This window comes from Cellulomonas fimi (assembly GCF_028527925.1).
Classification (GTDB): domain Bacteria; phylum Actinomycetota; class Actinomycetes; order Actinomycetales; family Cellulomonadaceae; genus Cellulomonas; species Cellulomonas fimi_C.
Genome location: NZ_JAPESW010000004.1, coordinates 112,329 through 132,678 on the forward strand (window position 1 = coordinate 112,329; position 20,350 = coordinate 132,678).

At 70.8% G+C, this 20,350-nt stretch carries 14 protein-coding genes and 1 pseudogene; 10 read left to right on the forward strand and 5 right to left on the reverse strand.

Annotated features, from left to right (window positions below; translation table 11 throughout):
• Positions 1-213 precede the first annotated feature (213 nt).
• The 7 genes from OMK64_RS03545 to OMK64_RS03575 all read left to right on the forward strand — a co-directional run bounded on the left by OMK64_RS03545 (position 214) and on the right by OMK64_RS03575 (position 6,935).
• Positions 214-870: a hypothetical protein gene (locus OMK64_RS03545; RefSeq protein WP_272726590.1), complete on the forward strand. Its 657-nt coding sequence runs from the start codon at positions 214-216 to the stop codon at positions 868-870.
• A gap of 12 nt (positions 871-882) precedes the next feature.
• Entirely contained in the window at positions 883-2,322 is a 1,440-nt protein-coding gene (locus tag OMK64_RS03550; protein ID WP_272726591.1) for a 4Fe-4S binding protein, read from the forward strand.
• Positions 2,323-2,370: 48 nt separating this feature from the next.
• The gene (locus tag OMK64_RS03555; RefSeq protein ID WP_272726592.1) at positions 2,371-3,783 is read left to right on the forward strand and encodes an FAD-dependent oxidoreductase; all 1,413 of its coding nucleotides are present in this window, start codon (positions 2,371-2,373) and stop codon (positions 3,781-3,783) included.
• A 251-nt stretch (positions 3,784-4,034) separates the two neighbouring features.
• On the forward strand, positions 4,035-4,460 hold the full coding sequence (locus OMK64_RS03560; protein ID WP_272726593.1) for a hypothetical protein: 426 nt from the start codon (positions 4,035-4,037) through the stop codon (positions 4,458-4,460).
• Positions 4,457-5,848: a hypothetical protein gene (locus tag OMK64_RS03565; protein ID WP_272726594.1), complete on the forward strand. Its 1,392-nt coding sequence runs from the start codon at positions 4,457-4,459 to the stop codon at positions 5,846-5,848. Before OMK64_RS03560 ends, OMK64_RS03565 begins: the two co-directional genes overlap by 4 nt.
• 70 nt (positions 5,849-5,918) lie before the next feature.
• Positions 5,919-6,089: a hypothetical protein gene (locus OMK64_RS03570; RefSeq protein ID WP_272726595.1), complete on the forward strand. Its 171-nt coding sequence runs from the start codon at positions 5,919-5,921 to the stop codon at positions 6,087-6,089.
• 255 nt (positions 6,090-6,344) lie between these two features.
• Complete coding sequence (locus tag OMK64_RS03575) at positions 6,345-6,935, forward strand: hypothetical protein (RefSeq protein ID WP_272726596.1); 591 nt, start codon at positions 6,345-6,347, stop codon at positions 6,933-6,935.
• Between the two features lie 154 nt (positions 6,936-7,089).
• Here OMK64_RS03575 and OMK64_RS03580 read toward each other — a convergent pair whose 3' ends face one another.
• The 4 genes and pseudogenes from OMK64_RS03580 to OMK64_RS03590 form a co-directional block, all read right to left on the reverse strand.
• The gene (locus OMK64_RS03580; protein ID WP_272726597.1) at positions 7,090-7,797 is read right to left on the reverse strand and encodes a tetratricopeptide repeat protein; all 708 of its coding nucleotides are present in this window, start codon (positions 7,795-7,797) and stop codon (positions 7,090-7,092) included.
• A gap of 135 nt (positions 7,798-7,932) precedes the next feature.
• Positions 7,933-8,091, reverse strand: a pseudogene (locus OMK64_RS21185) (DUF4236 domain-containing protein); the annotation flags it as partial.
• Between the two features lie 1,152 nt (positions 8,092-9,243).
• Positions 9,244-11,613, reverse strand: a complete 2,370-nt coding sequence (locus tag OMK64_RS03585; RefSeq protein ID WP_272726598.1) for a hypothetical protein — start codon at positions 11,611-11,613, stop codon at positions 9,244-9,246.
• Positions 11,614-11,707: 94 nt separating this feature from the next.
• Positions 11,708-11,962, reverse strand: a complete 255-nt coding sequence (locus OMK64_RS03590; protein WP_272726599.1) for a hypothetical protein — start codon at positions 11,960-11,962, stop codon at positions 11,708-11,710.
• A gap of 302 nt (positions 11,963-12,264) precedes the next feature.
• On the opposite strand from OMK64_RS03590, the gene OMK64_RS03595 reads away from it, so the two are divergent.
• A complete protein-coding gene (locus tag OMK64_RS03595; protein WP_272726600.1) occupies positions 12,265-14,337 on the forward strand; it encodes a sensor histidine kinase in 2,073 nt (690 codons plus the stop codon).
• The gene (locus tag OMK64_RS03600; RefSeq protein WP_272726601.1) at positions 14,334-14,993 is read left to right on the forward strand and encodes a response regulator; all 660 of its coding nucleotides are present in this window, start codon (positions 14,334-14,336) and stop codon (positions 14,991-14,993) included. The genes OMK64_RS03595 and OMK64_RS03600 overlap by 4 nt, the downstream gene beginning before the upstream one ends.
• A gap of 857 nt (positions 14,994-15,850) precedes the next feature.
• Here the strand turns inward: OMK64_RS03600 and OMK64_RS03605 are convergent.
• Positions 15,851-19,021 (reverse strand): hypothetical protein, encoded by a 3,171-nt coding sequence (locus OMK64_RS03605; RefSeq protein WP_272726602.1) that lies wholly within the window; start codon positions 19,019-19,021, stop codon positions 15,851-15,853.
• A 183-nt stretch (positions 19,022-19,204) separates the two neighbouring features.
• Here OMK64_RS03605 and OMK64_RS03610 point away from each other — a divergent pair, with 183 nt between their 5' ends.
• Complete coding sequence (locus tag OMK64_RS03610; protein WP_306469215.1) at positions 19,205-20,332, forward strand: glycosyltransferase family 4 protein; 1,128 nt, start codon at positions 19,205-19,207, stop codon at positions 20,330-20,332.
• Positions 20,333-20,350 lie beyond the last annotated feature (18 nt).

Sequence of the window (20,350 nt, forward strand, 5' to 3'; positions counted from 1 at the left end):
ACGCGGTTCGGGTCGCGGGCGGACGAAGATTCGCTGAAGACGGGTGGTCTGGCCGCGGTGGTGCGTCGTCGCTCGCGGCCCAGGCCGGTACGGCTCCTGTCGGCATGATGAAGATTCGATAGAGGAGGGCCGCCCGGGACTACAAGTCCCATGTCGCGCCTGTCCCCCAGGACGAAGGTTCACCAGCAACCACCCGTCCCGAGGAGGACCGCGATGTCGCCCACCCTCGTCCGGCTCGGCGTCGCCCTCGCGGCCGTCGCGCCGCTGATCGCCGCCGGATCCAGCGCCGCACCTGCCGGCTTGGCACCACACCCCGGCGCCGAAGTCGTCCTCGGCGCGGCGGGCGTCCACGCCGGCGAAGACCCCGCTCCCCACGTCCACGGCGACCCGCTGCCGACCTCGTCGTCCACCCCCTCGACGACTCCCCGCCCCACAGCCACGGCGCCGGACGCACACGCGGAGATGGCCGGCATGGATCACGGCGACATGTCCGACATGGACCACGGGGACATGAGCGGTACGGACGACGAGATGGCCGGTATGGACGACATGCCGGGGATGGACCACGGCGACGACGTGGCCGGGATGAGCGACGACGACACCGACGGCACCGACGGGCACGACGAGCACGCGGCGGACGACACCACGTCGACGCCCCCGGGCCACGAGCACGACGAGTCCGGCGCCGGCGCTGTCGGAGACGACCACGGCGCGAGCGGCCAGGCCCCGGAGCGCCCGCGCGCCCTCGTGCTCGGCGCCTTCGCGGTCGTCAACGGCGCCGTCCTGATCGTCGCCGCGGTCCTCCGCCGCCGAGGCAACGCTCGCCCACGACACCGTCCGCACGCGTCCGCTGCCCCGACGACCGCCTGACCGGAGAAGACGATGGCCACCCCGACCCTCACTCCCCCGCCGCCGGCGGACCTGCCGGACCTCGACCCCGACGTCGACCCCGGACCTGACCTCACGCCGCCCCGCCCGGGCCGAAACCTCATGACGATCCCCTGGGTCGCCAGGACGCTGCGGAGCGGTTGGTACCCGAAGATCCTGCAGATTCCCGTGGCGGCCGTCTTCGGGCTCGTCGCCTACCAGCTCCTCGTCGGGCCCGACTCGGCTCACGACAACGCGGGTACCGCGCTCATGTGGGTGCTGTGGTGGCCGGTCATCCCCATCGTCTTCGTCCTGCTCGGCCGGTTTTGGTGCGCCGTCTGCCCGTTCGGCGCCATCTCCGACTTCGTGCAGAGTTGGGTGGGCGTCAACCGCCCGGTCCCGAACTTCCTCAAGAACTACGGGATCTGGATCATCGACGCGTCGTTCCTCGCGATCACCTGGGCGGACCACGTGTGGGGCGTCGTCGAGTCTCCGTGGGGCTCCGGGGTGCTCCTGCTGATCCTCACCACCGCGGTGATCGCGTCGGGCGCCCTCTTCCAGCGGCGGACCTTCTGCCGCTACCTGTGCTTCCTCGGCGGCCTGTCCGGCAACTATGCGCGCGTCGGCATGGTCGAGCTGCGGGCGGACACCGGCATCTGCAAGACCTGCAAGGCCAGGGCCGTCTGCTACAACGGCAACGACAAGGTCGCCGGCTGCCCGCTGTTCACGTTCCCCCGCACCATGGAGGACTCGGCGAACTGCAACCTGTGCGCTAACTGCATCAAGGCGTGCCCGAACGACGCGATCCAGGTCCGCCTGCGTAAGCCCACGAGCGAGCTGTGGTTCATCACGAAGCCGAAGCTCGAGCAGTCCTACCTCGCCATGGCGATCATGGGCATCGTCTTGATCCAGAACATCACGATGCTCGAGGTCTGGAACGACTTCCTCGCGTGGATCGAGAGCACGACCGGCATCACCAGCTACGCCGTCATCTTCACCGCCGCGTTCGCGGTCGCCGTCACCGTGCCCGTAGCTCTCCTTGCCCTCGCCTCACGCGTCGCGGCCGGCGCGAACCTCGAGGACACGAAGATGAACTTCGCGAGGTTCGGCTACGCGCTCATCCCGCTTGACGTCGCCGGGCACCTCGCGCACAACCTGTTCCACCTGCTTGCCGAGGGAAAGTCCGTCTTCTACACGGTGGCCGCGCTGTTCGGCCGGCAGAGCGCGGGAGCGGACGCCGCGCTCGTGAGCACCAGCACCATCCAGGTCCTGCAGTTCGTCCTACTCGCGCTCGGCCTAGCCGGCTCGATCTATACCGCCCGCCGGATCGCGCACCGCCGCTACCGGACGGTGGCGCGGCGACGGGCCACGCTCGCGCCGTACCTCGTGATCATCGTGCTGCTCGGCGCGATCAACGTCTGGATGTTCCTGCTGCCCATGGCTCACCGCATGTGACGCGACGCGGTTCCTCGCCCTTCACGCCAGCACCCGATCGGAGAAGCCATGTCGCACACCACCACGCCCGCGCGCACCCACGGCCGCGCGCTGCGCGTCGCCGTCGTCGGCGCCGGACCGGCCGGCATCTACGCCGCCGACATCCTGTCGAAGACGGACCTCGACGTCAGCATCGACCTGTTCGAGCGCCTCCCTGCGCCGTTCGGGCTCGTGCGCTACGGCGTCGCGCCGGACCACCCGCGCATCAAGCAGATCATCGTCGCGCTGCACAAGGTGCTCGAGCGCGGCGACATCCGCCTGCTCGCGAACGTCGACTACGGCACCGACCTCAAGCTCGACGACCTGCGCCAGTTCTACGACGCGGTGATCTTCTCCACGGGCTCGATCCGCGACGCGGCCCTGCCGATCCCGGGCATCGACCTCGACGGCTCCTACGGTGCCGCGGACTTCGTGTCCTGGTACGACGGCCACCCCGACGTCCCGCGCACCTGGCCGCTCGAGGCCCAGCACGTCGCGGTGCTCGGCGCGGGCAACGTCGCGCTGGACGTCGCGCGCATCCTCGCCAAGCACGCCGACGACCTGCTCCCGACCGAGGTCCCGGCCAACGTCTACGACCTCCTCAAGGCGTCGCCCGTCACCGACGTGCACGTCTTCGCGCGTCGCGGCCCCGCGCAGGTGAAGTTCTCGCCGCTCGAGCTGCGCGAGCTCGGGCACGTCCCGGACGTCGACGTCATCGTGTACCCCGAGGACTTCGAGTTCGACGAGGGCTCGATGGCCGCGATCCACTCCTCGAACCAGACCAAGCAGGTCGTCAAGACGCTCACGGACTGGACGCTCAAGGAGCCCGAGGAGCTCACGGCCAGCCGCCGCATCCACCTGCACTTCCTGCACAAGCCGGTCGAGGTGCTGGGCGAGGACGGCAAGGTCGTCGGGCTGCGCACCGAGCGCACCGCGCTCAACGGTGACGGCAACGTCACCGGCACCGGCCAGACGCACGACTGGCCCGTCGAGGCCGTGTACCGGGCGGTCGGCTACTTCGGCTCGCCGCTCGTCGACATCCCGTTCGACGACGTCGCGGGCGTCATCCCGAACCGCGAGGGTCGCGTCGTGGACGTCGACGGCGAGCACATCCCGGGCGTGTACGCGACGGGCTGGATCAAGCGCGGCCCGGTCGGCCTCATCGGCCACACCAAGTCGGACGCGTCGGAAACGATCGCACGGCTGCTCGAGGATGCCCCTGGGCTCGAGCAGGCCGCGTCGCCTGAGCCGGAGGCCGTGACGGAGTGGCTCGTCGAGCGAGGTGTCGAGCACGTGGAGTGGTCCGGTTGGCTGCTGCTCGACGCGTACGAGCGAGCACTGGGAGCACCGCAGGGCCGTGAGCGCGTGAAGGTCGTCCCGCGAGACGAGCTGCTCGCAGCAGCCCGCGGAGCAGCCCCGCGACGGGGAGCCGACGCCAGGTGAAGCGACCGGCGGGCGTCGCCGTAGCACCCCGAATCCCTCCTGGGACGTTGCGGAGGCACTCCCCTTCCGAGACTGACCACGCCGGACCGGCGCCGGCACGCGACCTGCGTCGCGTCTGGCTGCGCGTGGTGCACACCAGCACGTGACGACGCATCGGTCCACAAGTGCCCATCCCGTAACTGCGGCCGAGTAGCCGCTGGCCCGACCGTCGTCGTGGGCGTGGACCGACCACGCCCGTGGAGGTGGTCGGGATGACGTCGTCATGGCGCGAGCCGGCTCAGCGGCTCATCGAGAGTCGTGACCTGAGCTGGGACGGCCTCTGGGCTCTGCTCGACATCGCGGGGCACGCCGCCATCCGACTGAGCCTCAGCGCGCCACTCGGTTCAAGCGTTGACCTGACATTCGCTGCGCTCGACCTCGGCGAGGCTCGCGAAGAGCTCGAGTGGGCACGGCCCTCCCTGAGGAGCGACTCGTCACACCACCCGCTCCCCGCGCTGTTCCCCGACGACGACACAGCAGACGCGCGCCGCGTACTCGAAGAGGTCGTCGACGAGGCAGCTCGGCGGCTCCTCGCCGCCGGCGGGGACAACTGCGAGCAGGACGAGCTCAGCACGCTCGGCCGAGCATTCCGACGCATCGTCAGCGCGCAGGACGAGTTCAGGCGATGCCGGGCATGAACGCCGCGACCTACGGCGCGCTCATGGACGCTGCCGCTGCGCATCTCGCCGAGGGTCGGCGCCAGGTCGAGGGCCACCGGTTCGACGGCAAGGAAGACGCGAGTCTGACTGTCGCCGCCTACCTCGATCTTCTCGACGCCGCACGGCGCCACGCCTGGGCGCTGATCTCCCCTGCCCGCGTCGCCGGCGTCAGGGCGTCAGCTCATCCTCACCCCGTCGAAGCCGCGGCCCTCACCATGGTCGACGCACTGCCGCCGGCACCCGGCGACGCTCCGATCACCGACGGGGGTCCTAGACGACAGCACGCCTGGGCTGTCGCACGCACGCACATCCGCGCGGCCTCCGACCTGATCGCCTCGCACGTGACGATCGATGGCAGCGGATGGACTCCCGATGCCGCCCTCGTCTGGGACGACGTCGCCCGCCAAGGCGCACTCGGTCGTCTCGGTGGTATGACCGCGACACTGCTCGCGACCCAGGACGCCCTGGCCCTCCGAGCCGGGCAGGCTGGGCTGCGATGGAGCCAGATCGGTCGTTGGCTGCCGCCGGCCGACCGGGCGCATCGAGCAGCCTTGGACGTCGTGCGCACCGCGGAGGTGACGGGAGCGACGACGACAGAGCTCGACGGCCTCTCGCCTGCGAGCACGACCATCCGAGCCGCCACAGCCGTCGACGAGCTCGCCGAGCGCGTCGCTCGGATCCGCCGCGCCGCCTGGGACCTGCGCCAGCACCCGGACTACTCGACCGCCACCCTCGTCGACATCGCCCAGGTCGGGCTCCACCTGTCGGTGCACACCGCCGCGTTCCACGGGCTCGACCTGCACGCGCACGCCCTGCCGGCCGGCGACCTCCAGGTCGGCCGTGCGCGGGCTTGGCTAGAGCTGCTCACCGACCTGAGGACGTACGCCGACACGGCGCCGCGGTCGCAAGACGTCCACAGTGACTTGGTGGCCGTTCGTCGTCTGCTCACCGCCCTCGTGCCGCGCGGCAGGGTGAACGGCGACCGCGGACTGTCGGCCCGGCCCGCCGAACGGGCTCTCGGCGGGACCCTCCACGCGGGCTGCGCCGCACTGGCCGAGAGCGCCTCGTGGTGCTCCGCCTCCTTCAATCGGCTCGCGCAAGCAGGACATCTCTGGGTCGACGTCAGAAGCCTCTCGGGAGAGGCACTCAGCGAGGATGCATCCCTCGCGGAAGCCAAGCTCGTCGGAGGTACCACCCTCGCCCGCGCCCCGCGAGACCACGTCGACGGCACGCTCTCTCGCTTCAGCGCCGCTGTCGCGACGGCGGTTCAGCCCTCATTCCGACGGGCGCCGGCCTCGAGCCTCGCGTCATCAAGTCGCGACAGCTGGGGCGAGCACGCGCAACCGATGGCGATCGCGCTGCCCTAGCTTGCCGAGGCGGCATGCTGCTGAGCCCCGGCGGGCGGGCAACTACGACGGTCCGCTTGCAACCGGCGGCGTGACGAACCAGCTCACGCTGCGAGCCACATCCGCCGCCCTCAGCCATTCGTATCGCTCGGAGCGCGGGCCGGGCGTCAACTCCAGCCACGCGACCATCACGTGCGTCTTCGTCCACCGCACCGCCCTCGCCGCACGCCACTCGTCGCTGCCGTCGGACCAGACCACGTGAGCGACGACCGGGATGTCTCCTTGTGGCCTTGAAGGCACATCCCGCGGAACCTCGCGGTTCACGACCGTCCGCGGGTCTCGACCAACGCTCACCAACGCAGCATATCGAACACACGTTCTATCCCACGCGCGCTAGTGGTACCGCCCGACCGCTCAGACGCGGAACGGCTGCGCGTGGCCAAACGCTGGCGATCGGCGTGGTCGCTTTCCGCCTGGTATCGCTCGGGGCGTCGGAGGGGCATGCGAGCATCCCCCTGTGGACGCCCCGATCGAACCCGAGCCGCCGAACGCCGCTGTGCTGGACCGACTGCACCGGTGGGCCGACCTTCCGCTCGCCGCCGATCATCTGAGTGGCTTCGCTGGCCCGTGGAAGTTCACGATTCGCCGATGGCTGCGGAAGCAGTCCGTACTTGACTTCCCGGCGCCCGCCACCGTGACGCAGCCCGACGAGGCGCTCATTTGGGAACGACGCGGTCGCGCCATCGCCGCCCAGCACTCGACTCGTGGCCAGTTCGCGATGTGGCTCCTCAGCGGCTCGGTCGGCGCATTGCTGGGACTGCTGATAGGAGGGTGGGCATCCGCAACGCGCTCGTCGAGTGCGTGGCCGACCGTCGTCGGTGCTGCGATCGCCTGGGCCATCGGAGTCGCGCTCGTGATCGGGATCCTGGTGCTCGTCGCAGGACCGACACTCGCCTCGCTGCATGTGCACGCGCCGACGTGGGAGGCTCGGGCGGAGGCATACGCCCGGCGTCGGGAGGAGCTCCTCAAGCCGGACCCCGACGAGACAGCGGACGCGTCGCACCAGGGCTTGGCCGCCTCGCTCGCCAAGATGTTCCGATCAACGTGAGACGACGTCGTTGCATGTGGTCCTCCGCACGGAACGCCGCCGCGTGACCGAGCGCATCCGCATCTCATCAAGTCCAGGCGCTCGCCGTGCGCGCCTCTGGCACGGCGTCTAGGTCTCCGATCTCGTACCCGTCACGAGTACCTCGTCGCTCGCGTCACTCTCGAGGCAGTTCAGCCATCGCCTCTGCCAGACCGGGGTAGGACGAATCTTCGGCGAGAACCTTCTCGAGGTCCTTGCGAGCCATCGCCCGCTTGTTCTCCGCCAGGTAGGTGTAGGCCCGCTCGACGAGGGCCCGGTGCCGCAACTGGGCAGGCCTCGAACGAAGCCGGAGCGCCTCCTTCAGCGCTTCCCGCGCCGCACCCGGGTTGCCCGTTGAACGCAGCGCCACTGCTCGCTGGACGAGCAGGTACATTGACGCCTCGTCCTCGTTCGCAACCCCGTCGGTCAGTGCGATCACATCTGCCCAGCGCGCCTGCTCGGCGTAGAGCTCGGCCAACGACACAGCGGCAACCGTGGAGGGCGTCACCTCTTCGACGATGTCGGATGCGCCGCGTACATCGCCGGCAGACTGCAGCGCCTCAGCGAGCGTCAGGCCGATGGTGTCCCGTGTCAGAGGGAGCTCAACGCTGATCTCCGGTGTGATCTCCAGGGCGAGCGCCGCCTGAGGGAGATACCGGGACAGGAACGGGTCTGTCGCGGGCTCGTACCCCTCGCGCCAGAGCCAGCCGAGGAGCTCTTGAACACGGGCGACATCGTTGCTCGGCAACGCACCCAGGAGGGCCTCAAGCAGAGCAGCAGTCCGCTGCGCCTCGGAATGGCCAGCGGCCACTCTCTGCACAGCGCCGGGATCGCGCTGGAGCACCGCCGCAGCGTGCAGGGCCTTCTCCCACCTCGGCGCCAGCATCCCAGGCTTCGGTGCCGACACCGGGGCGACCGCACGGGGTGGAGCACCAGTGCGGGCTCGGCTCGCGCCGCCCGCAGAGGTCGTATACGAGACCCCGGATCCCGGGATGCCGACTGTGCCCGTCACCCGGCCCGACGAATGCGCTCGAACGCGCGCGCCGTTGACCCCGACCGATGTGGAGACGCCTCGTGGCGTGACAGTCATCCGTACGCCGGGCATCACCTTGAACGACTTGCGGACGCGAAAGCCCATGCTCGCCCTCCTTTGGTCGGAAGTTACTCCGACGGCGCGCGACCGTGAGCCGTTCGGAACCGGGCGGCCGGGTGAAGACCGAAGCACTCGGTTGCCTGCGGGTGCATGCTGGTTCAGGGCTCGCGGGCGGGCCCGGGCCCCCCACTCGACGCCCGCGTTTTCCCCACGGATTCACTGAATGACAGCGGTCGTAGGTGCTGATCGCTGCACGGCCTCGATGAGGCACCGGCCTCATCAGTTCGCAGACCACGCGCTGTTTCGCTGACTGGTGCAAGACGACAGCAGATCCAACCGGCGACGCCTGGATGCTTCAAGGGGTCGCAGGTTCAAATCCTGTCAGCCCGACAGATCAGGCCTGGTGAGACGGTGTCTCACCAGGCCTGACTCTTGACGGGCGAGGCCTAGGCCACGTCTTCCCCGCGTTTCGACGACGCCGTCCGCTTCTCGGGTGCGAGCAGTCACGCGCTGCCTGCGGCGTCGCGGTCAGGGAGGTCGCAGGTTCAAGTCGCACGTGCCCGGCGCGTCGCACCTGTGCGGGGTCCGCGTCGCTGTTGGCCTCGACGCCGTCGCAGGCGCTCTGCCCGCGGGCCCGACCAGAGCGAGCAGCAGACGCCCCGCGGGTGATCTCCGGGGCCCGCGCTGGCACAGTTTGCGAGGTCGAGGGGTGATGCGGACCTGCGGCACCCACACAACTACACGCCGGGGCGGTCGGTAGGCGTCAGAGTCTCCAGCGTCGCGGACGAGAGTTGGGCAACGCGAATGCCCAGCGCCTCGAGCGTGGTATCGCGGGCGGTCTGGTTGCGCGGGCGGATCCCGCGGCGGCGCGATGGCGCTCTACTGCTGCTCGCCGCATGCGCTCCATCGGGCCCCTATTGAGGCAGCGCCTCCGCGGCCGCGACCCCGGCCCGCTGTCCGTTCGGTAGCGGAGGTGGCACCCGCGGCTCGGGGCGAGGTCATCTGAGCCTGCAGCAATCCCCACCGCTCAGCGGCCGTCGCCAGAAGCTCGACATTGTCGTTGTGCAACGCGCGCATCTCTCCCCTGGCCTACGGCATCTGCTCACAGCCGACCAGTCCTCGCTGCGGATCGTCCACTCCGAGTGTTCACGCGCTCGAGGTGGTTTCGCTCTGCGCGCTCTCGATACCCATCCTTCGTCACGGCCGGTGTGGCGTGAAGCTCCATATGACGTCACGATCGAGCAGGACCCATGCCGCGCTCGTCATCGGCGTGTCCAGCACCCCTTCGAGGCGGCCCGACCGACCGACCTCCGTCCGTGCGTCTGTGCCCCCGTCGTACAGGAGCATCCCGGAAGTGGCTGGGCACCATTCGTCGTCGTCAGCAGGCCGCACTCGCACGACCGCGTCCTGCGGCCTGATGTAGAACCCGAAGTCGTATCTGACGAGGTCGTCGTACAGGTCCCAGAAGAGCCTGAGCGAACCGTCGGCGACCTCGGCCACGCCGGCACCTGTGGCGTAGCACCTGCCTCCGTCGATGTAGTTCTGCGGCCCTTCCTCCACCTTCCAGCTCGCCTGGCCGTGGACCTCCAGCTCGATGGAAGCGCCTGTCCGCGCCCCGGCGGGCCGTGACCATGTCACCTCTGGGATGTCGACGGTCATCCGGCCCGGAACCATGTCCTCCGCTCCGGGGTCGACAAAGGTCGACTGAGCATGGCTCTCACCTCTGTACCCGGCACATCCCGCCGTGGACGATCGGACCGAGGGCGGCCTGTCGTCCTGCGGTGTGAGGCTCCGGTCCAGACTGCTGTTGCTGACGACGAGGACCAGCCGCTCGACGTGCTCCGCTGGGATGTCGCGGCAGAAGAACCGCACACCCTCCTCGAGCCCGAACGATGCCTGCTCTCTGATCGTCCAGTCCTCGGCCGTCCACACCCCACCCGTCTGGACCAGCGCCGTCACCGAGGCGTCGGGGTCAGTGGTGTATCCGTCGTCCATGAGGTAGTTCCCCGGGTCGACAGCAATCCAACGCGCGTCAGGGTCGTCGAAGACGAACCGGTAGAAGTGGACTGCGAGCGGGGCCACCGCACCGGAGACCGCAACGCGCTGCACTCCGTCGCCCGCGACGTGCAACGCATGGCTGATGCTCCCTGGGCCGGTTGCCGGGAGGCCGGCCGCGGTGAACGCGGGCGGCACGGACTGGAGGTGGTCGGCGTTGGTGAAGTCGGCCACGGGGTCCCGGTTCCACAGGCCGCTCGACACCAAGGGCCACTGCTTGCGCCAGCCGCCAGGCACCGCCTCGTCGATGGCCTCGTGATCGGGGAGCTGCTCGCGGGTGCGCACAATCTCGGCGACGACCGCCGGCCCCAGTCGTTCGACGAGGTGCTGGAAGAGGAGGTAGCCACCGTACGCCCGCACCGGCCTCCGGAGCCTGGCCCAGACGCCCCGCTCGACGAACGTCTCGTGCGTGGTGCTCATGACCTGGTACGCGTATGCGTGCTCGTGGTCGTGGTCGTGGGCGATCGCGAAGTCCTCGGCCCACGCCCCGAGGGCCTCGTCCATCCAACGAGAAGCGATGCACCCGTCGACGGTGGGTAGCGCGGCGACGAAGGCGTGCATGAACTCATGCGCCACGTTGGACTCGTCCCAGCTGCTCGGTGTCGCGGATTTCGGCAGCAGGATGAAGACGGATGTGTCGTGGCAGCGCGGGGCGTGCGACATGGTGAAGATGCCGCTGTCCTCGTCGACGATGCTGACGTCCAAGGCGTCGTCCCCACCTCGGCAGGGAAGCGTGGAACCCCCGTCCGGCTGAGGAACGGTACCGAGAAGGCCTTCGAGCGCCGGCCACACGGAGGTGTCGAGTGTGCGCGCGACGAATTCGGCGTATGGCTTCGCGATGGGATCCCTCTTCGGGAACCAGACGCGCACACGGGCAGCGGCGGCGGTGACATTCGACCACGAGCCGAGCACCGGCTGATAGATGCCGCATCCTGGGCCCAGGGACGTCCGGTAGGAAGCAGTTCGCACGGCGAGCCCGCCGACGCCGGCCCTGGCCGGCTGGGCCAATTCGTTCGTGTGCCGGAGGTCCCACCAGCTTCCTGCGTGGAACGGCGGGATCAGCACGGGGTTGATTGCTTCCCGAACGTCATCGGGAAGCGACTCCCAGCCGCTCAGCGCGTCCGGGGACAGCTCACCGACCTTCTCTCCGGATCGGGGCCGGAAGTGCGCCGGGAGTCGTGGGTCAGCCACGGCCAAGTAGAACCGGTACAGCGTGGCCTCGGATGCCGTGAGCTCTCCCGCCGCCTGCGCCTCATCTATCCGTCCCTGTGCGCTGCTAGGGCTCGTCGAGGCATCGTTCGTCGGCGTGGAGGTCGGGACGGCGGTCGCGGTCCGACTGGTGGTCGGGCTGGCAGTCGAGGATGAGCCGGACGTCGTGAACGGCCAACATGCGGAGAGCGCCAGGGCGCCGGCCAGGACGACGGCGACGATCCGGACGCATCGTCCGACATGTGAGGCGCTGTGAAGCCGACCCGTGCTTCGGCGCGACAGGAGGCGGAGCGGCCCGGACATCGTCGACTCCCTACGGTTCGATACGGCATGGCTAGGAAGGCTCGGCCGGCGGCGCCGGGACGGGGCGGCTCAACCGTCCCGGCGCGCATCGGCGTCAGGAGACTGGGACGTCCAGCGCCCAGAGGAACCACACGAACCGGCACTCGTACTGGCCGCCGGTCGCGAGGCCGACAAGGTTGCACGTGAGCGGGTCGGGGAAGACCGCAACGGTCTTCATCCGGGGGGCTGCACCGACGACCGAGCTCGCGAGCGGCGCTGCGGCAGCGGGGGCGGTCGTCGCCGTTCCGATCCCGGTGACGAGGGCGGCGGCGAGCAGCCCTCTGACGATGGTGCGGGACTTTGGAGCCATGGTTCCGTCTCCTGCCTGTGCTCGTGTGGTGTGTCGCTTCGGGCTGATCGTGCGAGTCGCCGCGGCCCGGACGGCAGGGGCGTCGGTCCCATCTGTCCGGGGACGTTTTCCCGGTACCCACGGCTCTCTGGCCCGCCAGGGGGTCGCTTGTGCAACTCGAGCCGCGTCGGACCAGTGCGGTCGACGGACCTCACGGGACCCCGTGCGGACGCCTGGGGTGGTACGCGGTCGTCGACGTGTCCCGCCCACACTGCGACCGGCGTCCCGTGACACCGGGACACACACGGTGTCAGCCTTCGAGCATGACGTCGGCGCAGGCTCCGGTGGCCGGCTCAGGGCGGGGAGCCGTCCTGCGGCGGATCTCGGACGCGCACCTCAAGGTCGCCGGCTGGGTGGTGTGCGGCGCCGCGTTGCTGTTGCTGCTCTCGGATGTCCCGGTGCTGGCGATCCAGCAGCCGGCGCAACCGCAGCCGTGGTGGTACGGCGTAGCGAACATACTTGGCCTGGTCGGCGCGCCGATCCTGGGAGCGCTGATCGTTTCCCGCTCCCCGCGGATGCCCTACGGCTGGGTGTGGTTGGGCCTGGGCATGTCTACCGGGTTGATCATGGGCGTCGACGCCCTCTCACGGACGCTGCCCGATGGCACCGGCTCGGCCGATGACTTCGTCGTGGCATGGGCGTTCATCGTGGCGCTGGCGTGCGTCATCTTCATCCTGCTTCTGTTTCCCGACGGCCGGCCGCCGTCGCGGCGGTGGCACTGGGTCCCGTGGGCGGTGTTGGGAACCGGGGCCGTGATGATCACGGCGGTCGCGTTGATACCGCACGAGGACGACGGACAGTTCACGCCGCAGGCCGAGCTTGAAGGGACCATCGGGGCGGTCTGGCTTGGCGTGCTCAACGCCGGAGTCGCCGTGACGTTCGCGCTGACCGTCGTGGCGGCCGTCGCCGTTCCGCTTCGCTGGCGCCGAGCGGACGGGGTCCAGCGCCGCCAGCTGAAGTGGTTCGCGCTCGGGGCAGCGTGGTTCGCACCGACGTTCGCCGTGGTCGGCTTCGCCGAGCAGTTCGTTCCGTACTGGCTGCTTGCTGTGCTGGCCTTCACCCAGTTCGCTGCGCTTCAAGTCGCCGTGGGTATCGCCATGCTTCGCCACGGCCTGTACGACGTCGACAGGGTCATCAATCGAACGCTGCGTTACGTGACCATCAGCGTGTGCTTGTTCGCCGTCTACACGGTGGTCGTCGTGACGAGCTCGGTCATTCTCGCCGGTCACCTCGAGGCTGCCGCCCACGCGCTGGCCACGGCGGCCGTCGCCCTGCTTGTGCTGCCCGTACGAACTCGCGTGCAGAAGGCGGTCGACCGACTCACGTTCGGCAGCCGCGGCGACCCGTACGCCGTGCTCGCCGAACTCGGCCATCGTGTCCAGACCGCGGGCGACCCAGAGTCCGTGCTGGCGGGCATCGTGGAGTCCGTCGCCGTCACACTGCGTCTTCCGTACGTGGCCATCACCCTGCAGCGGGGCACCGAGGCCGTCCCGGGGGCTTCCTCGGGTCAACCGGCGTCCGCCGCGGAGGGGTTCCCGCTGACGCACCAGGGCGAGCAGGTGGGCGTACTGCTCGCCGCACCTCGGTCCGCTCGCGAAGAACTCACCTCGGCCGACCGGCGGCTCTTAACCGACCTGGCACAGCACGCCGGCGTGGCTGCGCACGCCTTCCTCCTCGCTGACGACCTTCGGCGCTCCCGCGCGCGTGTCCTCGCGGCGAGGGAGGAGGAGCGGCGGCGGCTTCGGCGAGACCTGCACGACGGGCTTGGCCCGACACTCGCGGCGGTCGCGCTCGAGGTCGACGCCGCTCGGCGGCGGGTGGCCGAGCCCGACCGGGTCGCGACGCTGCTTGCGCAGATCGGGACGGATCTGCAGGACACGATCGAGGACGTGCGCCGGCTCGCGCACGATCTGCGCCCGCCCGTGCTCGACCAGTTCGGGCTCGTCGAGGCGATCCGGCTGGACGCCCGCCGTCTTGAGACGGAGACGGCCTCGAGCACAGGAGGTCTGGCCATCGACGTGAGCGCCCCCGCCACCACCCCGTCGCTCCCGGCTGCCATCGAGGTGGCCGCCTACCGGATCGTGGGAGAGGCACTGACGAACGTGGTCCGTCACTCCGGTGCGCACCGGTGCGTCGTGCGCGTGGGGTTCGACGACTGCCTGTGCATCGAGGTCACCGACGACGGCCACGGCATACCGCCGCAGCACCGACAGGGCGTCGGTCTGTCCTCGATGGTGGAGCGTGCCGTGGAGGTCGGCGGAGTCTGCGTCATCGATGGCTCGGACCGTCGGGGCACCCTCGTGCGCGCCCGTCTACCGCTGGAGGCACCCACATGACCGAGGCACTCCGCGTGCTGATAGTCGACGACCACCCCATGTACCGGGACGGCTTGCGAGCCGCGCTGGAAGAGGATGCCTGCCTGCTGGTGGTGGCGGCCGCGGCCGACGGGAAGACCGCGATCGAGCTGGCGCTCGACCTGCAGCCAGACGTCGTCGTGATGGACCTGAAGATGCCGGGAGTCAGCGGGGTGGAGGCCACCCGTGCGATCACCGCGGCCAGCCCGCACATCGCCGTCCTCGTGCTCACGATGTTCGACGAGGACGACTCCGTCTTCACCGCGATCCAGGCGGGGGCTCGAGGTTACGTCCTCAAGGGCGCCGGTTCGGCGGAGATCGTGCGGGCCATCCACGCCGTCGGTAACGGGGAGGCGATATTCGGGCCGGCGGTCGCCCGCCGGGTGCTCGATCTCTTCGGTGGAAACCTGGCGCCCGCCCGCGTCCCCTTCCCCGAGCTGACCGCCCGTGAGCGGGAGGTTCTGGACTTGGTGGCCCGCGCAAACAGCAACCGGGACATCGCCCGGCACCTTCACCTCAGCGACAAGACCGTGCGCAACCACATCTCCAACATCCTCACCAAGCTCCAGGTGGCTGACCGCGCGCACGCCATCGTCAGGGCGCGGGAGGCGGGCCTCGGCCGAGGAAGAGGAGCCTGATCCGCGTCGACGGCGGCCGGCAGCTGCGCCGTGCCGCTCCGGTCGTCGACACGCTGCGTGCGGACGTCTCTTGTTCGCGCTCGCGGCGCGGGGAGGCGGCCCACGACACTCGCCCCGGCCCAGGCCGGAATGGCGATGCCGCGGCGTTGACGACCCACGCGGAGGCCCTGCCGGCCCGTTGCTCGGCTTCGCCCGCCGCATCCCCAGCCCGAACGCGGACGCCCCGTCCAGACCGACGACGGGGCGAGCCGGAGTTGCTCCGCGCCGCCCGCGGCCTCGCGGACGACGGCCACCTCGTCGTCGCCGAGGGATGTGACACCCGCATGATCACGAGCAGCGCGAAGGACTCGGTTGCTGGCGGGTGCGTGCTGGACCAGGGCGCGGGCGGGCCACCCCCACTCGACGCCCGCGTCTTCCCCACGGATTCACTGAACGACAGCGGTCGCAGGTGCTGATCGCTGCACGGCCTCGATGAGGCTCCGGCCTCATCGATTCGCAGACCACGCGCTGTTTCGCCGACTGGTGCGAGACGGCGGCAGATCTGACCCGGACGACGGCGACGAACGGCTGGCAGCCGCACGCGGAAGACCGGCGAAGGCCGTCCCGTCGACACGCGTCGCACCGGTGGGCCGCGACGCCACGGGGCCGACAGGCGTCGCGCACGCCGCGAGCAGCGTCGCCACGCCGAGGAGCGACGCGCCTGCGCGCCATCGGCGCCCGGGTGCTGGAGACCGTGTCGGCGACTACGGGATCGATCCTCGGGGTCGGCATCTCCCGGGCGGGTGCGCGAACGGGCGCTTCCAGCGTCCCGTACTCCCCCGACGAACCGTTCGCCAACCTGTCCGTCGCGACGAGGTTCACGCGTCCGTCTGGTCCGCGGCACGCGCAGCCGCCGTCGCCTCGATGCGCTTCTCGAGCCGGTGCAGCGCCTCCACGGCTTCCTCGTAGCGGCGCAACGCCGTCGCCCGCGCGTCCGCCCGGGTGCCCCGTCCCACACGGGAGACGTTGAGGGTCGCGCGGTCGGCGTCCAGGAAGGCGCGGTAGGTGGTGCGCGTCGCCTCCCGCAGGTGCGGCAGCATGCGGGCGTCCAGGAGCACGGCGGCGGCGACGTCCTGGCCGTGCGTGCGGGCGTCGATCTCCTCGATGAGCATCTCGTACGCGTCGTGCGCCTTGCTCTGCGCCGCCACCGCCTCCCGGTAGCGGTCCCGTGCGTCGATCAGCCGCTGGTCGTTCGCCGGCAGGCGCAGTCCCTCCATGAGCCGCAGGCGCCGCAGCGCCACGTCGACCTCGTTCACGCGCGTGTCGAGCTTCGCGTAGACGTCGTCGCGATGCGCCCGGTTCTGGCCGAACACGCTGTCGTAGAACGCCGACGCCTCCTGGTGGCGCAGGTCTCCCGCCGTGAACGACTCCGCTGCGCGGCCGCCGGTCTGCGCCTCCCAGGCGGCCTTCACGGTCTGCGGGTCGAACCGCCTGAGCACCGGGTCTCCCTGCGCGGACGCGCGCTGCACCTGGGCGTACGTCGCTCCGGGCATCGTGCGCTCGATGTGCAGCCGGACCATGCGGAACCACTGGAGCGCGTGCCGCGCCTCGTGCGCGATCGTGTCGCACGCGGCCGCGAACTCCAGGGGCGTCGGGCGCTTCTGCGAGACCAGGCCGAGGTTGATCTGCAGCTCCCACTCCTTGGCGGGCTGCCGGCCGTACTGCTCGGGCCTCGGGTTGTGGATGTGGTTCGGGATGAGGGGCGGCGCGCCCGCCGCGACGAGCTGCCGGTTCGCGATCCCGAGCAGGACGTCGAACCGCGCGTGGGGGTCCATCGTGAGGTAGCCCTCGTAGACGGCGACGAACTCCGCGGCGAGCGCTCGCGCCTCCGGGCTGAGGCGCTCGACGATCTGGGCGGCGTCCGTGGCGCCCGGTCCGCCGGTCGTGGCCTTGGGCGACGTGGTCGACGCCGGATCGGCCACGAGCCGCACGTCGGTCTGCTTCGCCCATCCCGGCGACTTCGCGTCGAGGTACTCGGTCGCGTCCTTCACGTGCTGCCCGGCGTCGTCGCCCGTGAAGTGCACCTCGACCTGGCGACCGGCACCGGTCTCGACGATGAGGACCGTGCCGTCGAACACCGTGCCCGCGTTGCGCGCGAGGCCCTCGCGATGCGCCTCGAACCGCGCGATGAGCGCCTGACGTTCCGGGAGCGGCAGCGTCGCACCGAGGCCCGTCCCGCCCTGCAGCTCGGCGTGGAGCCGCTGCCACCCGCCGGCCTCGGTGAGGAGAGCGCGCACGGCGACGTCGGAGAGCCGGCCGGCTGGGACCTTGCCGTTCCCGCTGCCGGCCGTGCCCGGGACGTCGACCGTGGGCGCGGCACGCGCGGCGTCGCCCCGGCCGGTCGGTTCGGGCACCGTGACCGCGGGCCCGCGCGAGCCGCCCCGCCACGCCTCGTACTCCTTCGCGACCCGGCTGTTCACGCGGGCCAGGCCGAGGTCCATCGCGACGTTCTCGACGACGCCGTCGACGATGAGGTCGGCGAGCTCGCTCGCGTTCTTCGGCAGGGCCTTGCCCTCGACGACGGCCTTCAGCGCGGTCTCGGTCGCCGTCATGTAGACGGACGAGGTGCCGGCCGCCATCGCGCTCGCGGTGAGCTCGGCGAGCTTCGTGCCTGCGAGGTCGGGGATCCGCTCGATGCGCGCCTTGATCGCGACCTGGAACCGGGCCTGCAGCGCGCCACCGAGGTAGGTCATGACGGCGCTCACGCCGGCGGCCTGCACGAGGCTCGCGAGCCCGAGGTCCTTGCGCTGGCCGTAGTGCATCTCGGCGGCCCGGCCCAGCCCTTCCTGCGTGAGCGTGTAGCCGCCGGCGACGAGGGCGGACCCCGTCAGACCGAGCCCGCCCGAGGCGATCCCCGCGGCGATCGTCCCGGTCGTCTTGAGCCGGTTGAGCCACTTCACGGCGGTGCCCGCGCCTGTCATGACACGGTTCTCGTAAGCCGAGAACCTCGTCGCCGCGTCGGCGGTCGACTGCTCGGCCATGGCGATGAGCGGCACCGCGAGCTCGTACTTGCGCTCGCGCAGCAGCGGCCAGGCCTGCTCGATGAGCTGGCGCGGCTGGTCCCAGATGCGCAGCGACGGGTACGCCTGGCTGCCCTCCCCGAGCGCCTCGGAGATGTGCCGGACGACCCCGAACCCGATCCGCCGCGCGTTGATCGCGCTGCGCTCGACGTGCATCGGATGGAGCTCGTGCCACACCTCGGTCGTCTCCTTGAGCGCCTCCCGCAGCTTCGCGAGCTCCTCCCGGTTCGAGACGCGCCTCGCGTACTCCTCCGGGTAGTCGTTGCGCAGGTCGTCCGCCGTCACGAAGCCCTTCGTCTTGTGGACGATCCCGGGCATCGGGTGCTGCCCCAGCGCCTCACCGGGCGTCGGGCGCAGGTTCAGCTCGAGCGGCTGCCTCGTGATCTGCTCGACGGCCCACTGCCGGAACTCGGTCTCCGCCTTGACGTCCCACTCGGGCGGCTGCCGCACGTCGTCGGCGAGCAGCAGCCGCACGTCGACCGGGAGGCGCTCGTCGGGCTTCGACGGCACGGCACGCAGCAGCCGGCGCCGCTCCTTCACGTAGTCCGGGTGCTGCTCACGCACCGCGCCGTAGTAGGCGAAGTCGTCCCACAGCCTCCGCAGCCGCGCGTCGACGTGCCACGCGATCGTGTAGTGGTCGACGACCTTCTGCCACTGCTCGAGCTGCTCGCGCGTCAGGGCGCCGAGCAGGGCCGGGTACCTGGCCTGCAGCGCGGGCCGGATGTCCGGTCCGCTCGTCGGGATCGGCTCGCGCGCGTGCACGCCGGCGAGCGACTCGGGGTCGAGCTCCCGCTGGACGTACGTCGCGACGGCGCGGTTGCCGGCGTCCCGCTGGAGGCCGATGACGTCCTCGGGCCGCAGCGACGACAGCGCCCTCGACGGCGCTCTCGGGCGTCGCGCCGCCCGCTTCGCGGGTGTGGCGCCGCCTGTGCGCTTCGCGCCCTGGTCACCGCGCTCGTGGACCGGCACTCGCCCTCCTGGGTCCCCGAGCACCATGACGGCGCGCGACGGCCTGAGCGTCCAGGGCGCGCGCGCAGCGGAACGCGCACGCATGTTGCCCGAGCGGGCAGAACCGCCGGGCCGGTGGTGACGCAGCGGCACGGCCGGAATGGGTCGCACTGCCGATGTCCCCGAGGGCGTACGTCAGGTGTCATGGCGGCACGAGCCCGGCGCGAGCCACGCGCGGCCCCCGCCACGAAGGACGTCGCCCTCATGTACATCGGTCTCATCGCTCCTCCGGGCGTCCCCGTGCCACCCCCCGCCTACGGCGGTACGGAGTCCGTCGTCGACCGGCTGGCCCGGGGTCTCGTCCGCGCCGGTCACGAGGTGCTGCTCGCCGCCGCGGCCAACAGCACCTGCCCGGTGCCGCGGGTCGCCGGGACGGACGAGGCGGCCCGGGAGGCACCGGTGTCCGCCGGGGCGCTCACCGAGCTGCGGCATGTCGTCACGAGCTACGCGGCCATGGCCGACGTGGACGTCGTGCACGACCACACCATCTCGGGTCCGCTGTACCGACACCGCCCGGCAGGGGCACGCGTCGTGACGACTGCGCACGGGCCCTTCGACGCGTCGCTGGGCCCGCTCTACCGTGCGATGCGCGATGTCGCCCTCGTGGTGATCTCGCACGACCAGGCGGCCAGTGCGGTCGGCGTCCCGCTGGCGGGCGTGATCCATCACGGCCTGGACGTCGAGTCGGTGCCCGTCGGCCGCGGCGACGGCGGCTACGCGAGCTTCCTGGGACGCATGTGCCCCGAGAAGGGGCCGCGTGAGGCCGCGCTCGTGGCCCGCGCGGCGGGCGTCCCGCTGCGCATGGCGGCCAAGCTGCGCGAGCCGGCCGAGCGCGCGTACTTCGACGCCGAGGTCCGGCCGCTGCTGTGCTCGGTGGTGGAGTTCGTCGGCGAGCTCGGCTACGTCGACAAGCTGGAGCTGGTCGGGGGCTCGTGCGCGCTCGTGAACCCTATGCAGTGGGCGGAGCCGTTCGGTCTGGTGATGATCGAGGCACTCGCCACGGGCACACCCGTCGTCGCGACGCCGGTCGGTTCGGCACCGGAGATCGTCGACGACGGCGTCACCGGCTTCCTGCGCTCGGGCGTCCTCCGGCTCGCCGCGGCGCTCCTGGAGGCGCCGCAGCTCGACCGCGCGGCGTGCCGGACGGTCGTCGGCCGCCGGTTCAGCACCGAGCGGATGGTGGCCGAGCACGTCCGGCTCTACCGGGAGCTCCAGTTCGGCCCGCCGCCGCACTACCGGCAGACCAGCCAGCACCGCCGACGCGCGTCCTGACCGCGCGTACGCGTGCCG

Coding starts and splice junctions, on each gene's coding strand:
- OMK64_RS03545 (WP_272726590.1), top strand. CDS start 214: ATGTCGCCCACCCTCGTCCGGCTCGGCGTCGCCCTCGCGGCCGTCGCG.
- OMK64_RS03550 (WP_272726591.1), top strand. CDS start 883: ATGGCCACCCCGACCCTCACTCCCCCGCCGCCGGCGGACCTGCCGGAC.
- OMK64_RS03555 (WP_272726592.1), top strand. CDS start 2,371: ATGTCGCACACCACCACGCCCGCGCGCACCCACGGCCGCGCGCTGCGC.
- OMK64_RS03560 (WP_272726593.1), top strand. CDS start 4,035: ATGACGTCGTCATGGCGCGAGCCGGCTCAGCGGCTCATCGAGAGTCGT.
- OMK64_RS03565 (WP_272726594.1), top strand. CDS start 4,457: ATGAACGCCGCGACCTACGGCGCGCTCATGGACGCTGCCGCTGCGCAT.
- OMK64_RS03585 (WP_272726598.1), bottom strand. CDS start 11,613: ATGTCCGGGCCGCTCCGCCTCCTGTCGCGCCGAAGCACGGGTCGGCTT.
- OMK64_RS03590 (WP_272726599.1), bottom strand. CDS start 11,962: ATGGCTCCAAAGTCCCGCACCATCGTCAGAGGGCTGCTCGCCGCCGCC.
- OMK64_RS03595 (WP_272726600.1), top strand. CDS start 12,265: ATGACGTCGGCGCAGGCTCCGGTGGCCGGCTCAGGGCGGGGAGCCGTC.
- OMK64_RS03600 (WP_272726601.1), top strand. CDS start 14,334: ATGACCGAGGCACTCCGCGTGCTGATAGTCGACGACCACCCCATGTAC.
- OMK64_RS03610 (WP_306469215.1), top strand. CDS start 19,205: ATGGCGGCACGAGCCCGGCGCGAGCCACGCGCGGCCCCCGCCACGAAG.